The sequence below is a fragment of the Microbacterium sp. MYb45 genome (assembly GCF_002979655.1).
Lineage (GTDB): Bacteria > Actinomycetota > Actinomycetes > Actinomycetales > Microbacteriaceae > Microbacterium.
Genome location: NZ_PCPG01000025.1, coordinates 1 through 5,040, shown reverse-complemented (window position 1 = coordinate 5,040; position 5,040 = coordinate 1). Strand labels below are relative to the sequence as shown.

At 70.7% G+C, this 5,040-nt stretch carries 5 protein-coding genes; 1 reads left to right on the top strand and 4 read right to left on the bottom strand.

Going from position 1 to position 5,040, the window contains the following annotated elements; genetic code table 11:
* Positions 1-19 precede the first annotated feature (19 nt).
* Positions 20-1,627, top strand: a complete 1,608-nt coding sequence (gene purH / locus CQ034_RS19390; RefSeq protein WP_029262300.1) for a bifunctional phosphoribosylaminoimidazolecarboxamide formyltransferase/IMP cyclohydrolase — start codon at positions 20-22, stop codon at positions 1,625-1,627.
* A 119-nt stretch (positions 1,628-1,746) separates the two neighbouring features.
* Here the strand turns inward: purH and CQ034_RS19385 are convergent, their stop codons facing one another.
* From CQ034_RS19385 to CQ034_RS19370, 4 genes are all read right to left on the bottom strand, one after another.
* Positions 1,747-2,271, bottom strand: a complete 525-nt coding sequence (locus CQ034_RS19385) for a hypothetical protein (RefSeq protein ID WP_105712382.1) — start codon at positions 2,269-2,271, stop codon at positions 1,747-1,749.
* Complete coding sequence (locus CQ034_RS19380) at positions 2,268-3,365, bottom strand: C45 family peptidase (RefSeq protein WP_105712381.1); 1,098 nt, start codon at positions 3,363-3,365, stop codon at positions 2,268-2,270. Before CQ034_RS19380 ends, CQ034_RS19385 begins: the two co-directional genes overlap by 4 nt.
* Positions 3,362-4,039, bottom strand: a complete 678-nt coding sequence (locus tag CQ034_RS19375; RefSeq protein WP_105712380.1) for an FMN-binding negative transcriptional regulator — start codon at positions 4,037-4,039, stop codon at positions 3,362-3,364. Before CQ034_RS19375 ends, CQ034_RS19380 begins: the two co-directional genes overlap by 4 nt.
* The coding region (locus CQ034_RS19370; RefSeq protein ID WP_219860822.1) for a P1 family peptidase at positions 4,009-5,040 on the bottom strand (1,032 nt) is incomplete at its 5' end. The genes CQ034_RS19375 and CQ034_RS19370, both read right to left, overlap by 31 nt.

The following is a 5,040-nucleotide window of genomic DNA, read 5'->3' as shown; positions in this document are numbered from 1 at the left end:
CCCGCACGAAGGAGCCATCATGGCCGGCCCCCGCCACGACCCCACGCTCTACCGCGATCGCGACACCGTGCCGATCCGGCGCGCGCTCGTCTCGGTGAGCGACAAGACCGACCTGTTGGTGCTCGCCGCAGCCCTCGCCGATGCCGGCGTGGAGATCGTCTCGACCGGGTCGACCGCCGCGACGATCCGCGACGCCGGCTTCACCGTGACCGATGTGGCCGCCGTCACCGGCGTCGCCGAGATGCTCGACGGTCGGGTGAAGACCCTGCACCCGAAGGTGCACGGAGGTCTGCTGGCAGACCTCCGCCTCGAGGAGCACGAGCGTCAGCTCGAGGAGCTCGATATCGCGCCGTTCGAGCTCGTCGTGGTGAACCTGTACCCGTTCGTCGAGACCGTCGCCTCGGGCGCGGTCGGCGACGACGTGGTCGAGCAGATCGACATCGGCGGCCCCGCCATGGTGCGCGCCGCGGCCAAGAACCACGCCAACGTCGCGATCGTCGTGTCGCCGCAGTCCTACCCCGCGATCGTCGAGGCCGTGGCCGCCGGCGGCACCTCCGTCGCGCAACGCCGCGAACTCGCGGCCCGCGCATTCGCGCACACCGCCGCCTACGACACCGCGGTGGCGCAGTGGTTCGCCGAGGGCACGCTCACCGAGCCCGGCGACCTGCCCGCACACCTGACGATCCAGGCCGAGCGCCTCGCGACCCTCCGCTACGGCGAGAACTCGCACCAGCGCGGCGCGATCTACACGCGCGCCGGCGGTCACGGCATCGCCCAGGCCACGCAGCTGCAGGGCAAGGAGATGTCCTACAACAACTACGTCGACGCGGATGCCGCGCTGCGGGCCGCGTACGACATGGTCAAGCCGGCCGTCGCGATCATCAAGCACGCCAACCCGTGCGGCATCGCCACGACCGCCCCGAATGCCCTCGACCCGATCGCCAGCGCCCACCTGCGCGCGCACGAGTGCGACCCGGTCTCCGCCTACGGGGGAGTGATCGCCGCGAACGGCACGGTGACCCTGAAGATGGCCGAGAACCTCAAGGACATCTTCACCGAGGTCATCGTCGCGCCGTCGTTCGAGCCCGCCGCCCTCGAGGTGTTCAAGGCGAAGAAGAACCTGCGACTGCTGCAGCTCCCGCAGGACTGGCAGCAGGAGCGCATGGACGTGCGCCTGGTCTCGGGTGGACTGCTGCTGCAGGACGCCGACCGCTTCCCCGACGACATCGGCTCCGTCGCCAAGAACTGGGAGCTCGTGTCGGGCGAGCGTCCGAGCGACGAGGAGATGGAGAACCTCATCTTCGCGTGGAAGGCCTGCCGCGCCGTCAAGTCGAACGCCATCGTCCTCGCGAAGGACAACGCCACGGTCGGCGTCGGCATGGGCCAGGTCAACCGCGTCGACTCGTGCCGCCTCGCGGTCGAGCGCGCCGGCGACCGCGCGGCCGGTTCGGTCGCCTCGTCGGATGCCTTCTTCCCGTTCGCCGACGGCGCCCAGGTGCTGATCGACGCCGGTGTCACCGCGATCGTGCAGCCCGGCGGATCGGTGCGCGACGAGGAGGTCGTGGACGCGGCTCGCAAGGCCGGCGTCACGATGTTCTTCACCGGAGAGCGTCACTTCTTCCACTGAGCGGCCGGCGTCCGCGCCGACGCCCCCGCTTCTCGCCGAGACCCCGGCCTGCCCACGTGTGCAGGTCGGGGTCTCGGCGTTGTGACGGGGCTTCGCGATGCCGGGGCAGCGTCGCAGCCTCAAGTGGCCACGATCGCGCACATCGCGACCGTGGACACGGCCATCGTCGCGTGGTGGAGCCGATGCAGCCAGGACCGCTCGGCGCGCAGCGCGACCACGGCGAGAGCCACGGTGCCCAGCGCCAGGCCGGTTCCCACCAGCTGCGGCATCGTCGAGCTCGCACCGTGCTCGTGCGATGACACGAGGAGGGCAGGGGCGGATGACGGCATCGTCGGCATGAGGAGGATGAGTGCTGCGGTCGAGATCACGCCGAGGGCGAGATGGGTCGTGAGCATCGTGCCCGGCCGCGCGGTCGCGACGGGGCTCACCCGGCGACCTGCGGCGAGAGCGAGACCGGCCGTGATCAGGGCGGCGAACCACACGACCGGCGGCACGAGCGACACGGTCATCACGTCGGTCATGCCCACGAGCATCAGTGCGGCCGCGAGGAGCTCCGCTCGACCGGCGTCTCTGCGCATCCCGACCAGGGTGCCGACGCCGATCGCGGCGGGGACGAGCGCGCCGAGATGGAGGAGGGTGCTCACCGCTCTGCGGGCACGTGCTGGTCTGCCATGCCCACCCGGCGCCACTCCGCAACAGCGACATCGGCCGGTGCGGCCGCGGCGAAGGCGAGCGCCCCGTGCACCACGTCGAGTGCGACCGTGAGCTTCGTCTCCCAACGCAGATGCTCGGGCTGCTCCGGCCGCGCGCGGACCGAGATCGGGGCATCCGGGATCGCACCGAAGGCGAGTGCCCGCTCTCGGTCGTCGACGATGCGGGCGAGCTCACCCGCGTCGGTCAGGCACCGGTACCGGGGAACGCTCGTCGTCTCGTAGGGGGAGTACTCGCCGGCGGCGAGGGTCTCATCGAGGAAGTGGTTCGTGTGCGCGAGCGTGCGTCCCCGCGGGGCGGACAGCACGGCCACGCCCGCCGGGGATACCTCGACGGCGGCGGCCTCGGGCGTTGTCCCGTCGAACGAGACGACCGTGAGGACGCTGGAGGCGGCGAGGGGCACGGACCGGGAGATCTCCACCGCCTCGGCCACGGTGCGCGCCCTGTCGAGGATCATCCGCGCGAGGACGTGCACGGGCACTCCCGCCCGAGACCCGTCGCTGCGATGGTGGAGGATGTTGAAGTGCAGGCCCAGGCCGCGGTCGTTGACACCGATCTTCGCCGGCTGGCCGAACTCGGAGAACGTGACCACGCGGGCGCCCGACGCCGAGTGCAGGCGCCGCACGATGGTCTCGTTCGAGAGCGTCTCGTGCCAGTCCCAGGTCTGCAGCGTGCGCGGCGGCGTGGCATCATCCGGCACGTACACGACGGTGGAGCACTCCATCGAGGGCGTCATCCGCGCGAGGATCTCGGTGCGTGCCGTGAGCAGGTGCACATCGGAGAGCGCCAGTCCGCTCCCCTCGGCGACGCCATGGAACTCCTCCGCGACGTCCGGAGCATGCGTCTCGGTCATCGCGCGGCACTCGTCGGCGATGCTCCGTGCCTTCTCCGCGGAGACGCCCGACTGCAGGAACAGTCGCAGGTACGAGTCGCGCGCGGCGAGCAGCTGCGGCGCCCAGTGTGCACCGAGTCGGCGACCCTCCTCGTGCTGGTCCGCGCTCTCAGAGGTCCACTCGTGGACGATCATGCCTCTCCTCCGATGCGCTCGACGAGCTCGGCGACGTCGCCGTACGGGCAGCCGCGTGCGCGGGAGGCAGCCGCGACGCGCTGACGGACCTCGCGCGGCTTGTCCTGACTGACCTTGAACACGGCGCGCTGCTCGAGGATCTCGAAGCGGAACGACACGATCCCCCCGACGATGCGCTCGAACGTGGGGAGTGAGCTCGTCATGTCCCAGGCGGTGGGTTCGAGGCTCTCCAGCTCCGTCACCGTGCGGGTCACCACATGCATGCCGTCGGCGGGGTCCTCCAGTACGGTCACTCTGGCCGTGAGGTGCACCGCGGCATAGTCCCAGGTCGGGACGTTCGGGTCGTCGGCATACGTCGTGGGGGACACGTAGTCGTGCGGCCCGGAGAACACCAGGAGAACCGCGTCGCCGTCGGTGATCTGCTGCCACTGCGGATTCTTCCGCGCGATGTGCCCCAGCAGCTCGCCGCCGACGAAACCGCCGTCGTCGGCCATCCGCTCGATGATGATCGGCGTGTGCGTCACCGTCGGCGCTCCGGCTTCTCCGCCGCCGTTGGACACGATGAGCGCGAACGGATGGCGACGCACGAGCTCGTTCACCTCGTGCTGCGAGGGGGCGAGATACTTCTCGAACTCGTACACGTTCAGCCCGCCGCGCAGAGGATCGCGTCCCACGCGGTCTCGCCCGCAAGGGTGGCCACCGCCGTCGAGTTCAACGACAGTCGGCCGCGCGAGGTGCCGGGGTCTTCCGGCAGCGCGACCTCGTCGGTCGTGAGCGCGAACAGGGTGTCGCCGTCGAGAGGGGTGTGGAACGGCTGGATGCCGCGGTGCATCGAGCTGTGCACCTGCAGCCCGAACTGCTTGAGCTCGACGTCGGAGAGCTGCACGTTCGTGACGACGGCCGTGATCGTGGTGTTGCCGGACATCGAGTCCAGCAGGCGCGATTCGCCGATGGCCTCCTCGTAGTCGCGGGCCGGGTGACGGCGCTCGCCGGTGGAGTCGTCGTAGTTCCCCCGGACGATGCGGCCGTCCCGGTCGAGGATCACACCGTACGGGTTGAGCACCGTCACCACGAGCACCTTCACGTCGCCGACCTGGCGGAAGGCCACGCCCTGGCCGGTGAACTCGACGCGGGCGGGATCGACCTTGCCGGACGAGGCCGATGCGCCACCGCCGACGCGGCCGACCTCGACGACGCCCTGACGTGCGGCCTGCAGAGCGGCCTTTCCGAGCGCGGTGTCGGGGAACACCGAGTTGTCGCGGACCGAGTAGTCGTAGATGATCGCGCCCGACACGAGCTGGAGCTGGTCGAAGCCCGATCGGTGGTCCGCCCGCTCGAACAGCGCCTCCGACACACCCGCCACCGCCGAGAGCCCGTACACCGACCCGCCCGCGAGGCAGATCGCGTGGTTGTAGCCGTAGAGTCCGCTCGCGCCGACCGCACCACCGCGTCGGTCGGAGAACGTCCGAGCTCCCGCGGGGATCGACACCACTGTCGCCCCGGTCGGTCCCTCGGCGTACTCGGCGGTTCCGAGCAGCACCCCGGGGAAGTCGTACTCGACCTGCCCGCGATCGGTGCCGTGCACGGGGGAGAGGGCGTAGTCGCCGTTGGAGCGACGGGGACCCGCGGGAGCTCGGACGTTCTCCGACCGACGCGGTGGTGCGGTCGGCGCGAG

Excerpts from the sequence above, each read along its gene's own strand:
- purH (WP_029262300.1), top strand. The coding sequence starts at position 20 with ATGGCCGGCCCCCGCCACGACCCCACGCTCTACCGCGATCGCGACACC.
- CQ034_RS19380 (WP_105712381.1), bottom strand. The coding sequence starts at position 3,365 with ATGATCGTCCACGAGTGGACCTCTGAGAGCGCGGACCAGCACGAGGAG.